Annotated in this window: 1 protein-coding gene; it reads right to left on the bottom strand. The window is 35.1% G+C overall.

Features of this window, described 5'->3' with window-relative positions; genetic code table 11:
- Positions 1–572: RNA-guided endonuclease TnpB family protein (locus COE49_RS27010; protein ID WP_141556654.1), on the bottom strand; the 572-nt coding region annotated here is incomplete at both ends.

Genomic DNA, 572 nt, shown 5'->3' with positions numbered 1-572 from the left:
AAGAAGTTTAATTTTTGAAATGAAAATGCTTTCGATAGTTTTTTGTTTTTTAACAGGTTTGAGATAGATAAGTCTTCCACAACAATCCTCATTGGTTTGGTTTTCACCAATCTAGCTGTTGCTTGATGGATATGGTTATTTCGGATATTCGTAATTTTCCTAGATAACCGCAGGTGCTCAGCTTTCGCTTTTTCATATCCGGCAGATTGAATTTTTACACCTTTTTTAAATCTCCTAGACATATCTCTTTGCGCTGACTTTTTCCTTTTCAAAAGCTTTTTAACCTTGGCATCTTTGTTTATATTTCGTTCTTTCGTACCATTAGAAGCTACAAAAAGCTCTTTTAAACCAACATCCACACCAATCGACTCATCGGTTAGTTCTTGGGATTCAAAGTCTTCTTGGAACCCTACACTAATCCACCAGTGACGACCATCAAAGGTAACTCTTGGATTGGATAGTTTTTTATTTCTTGGTAGTTGTTGGCTTGTTTTCACTTCTCCAATGGACTGAATATGAACTACTTTCTTTCCTATAATCAGTCTTTCATAATTGGCATAAAATCCTTGGAT

Source organism: Bacillus sp. AFS029637 (assembly GCF_002584985.1).
Classification (GTDB): Bacteria; Bacillota; Bacilli; order Bacillales; family Bacillaceae_G; genus Bacillus_A.
This window is presented reverse-complemented; position numbering and strand designations above follow the sequence as displayed.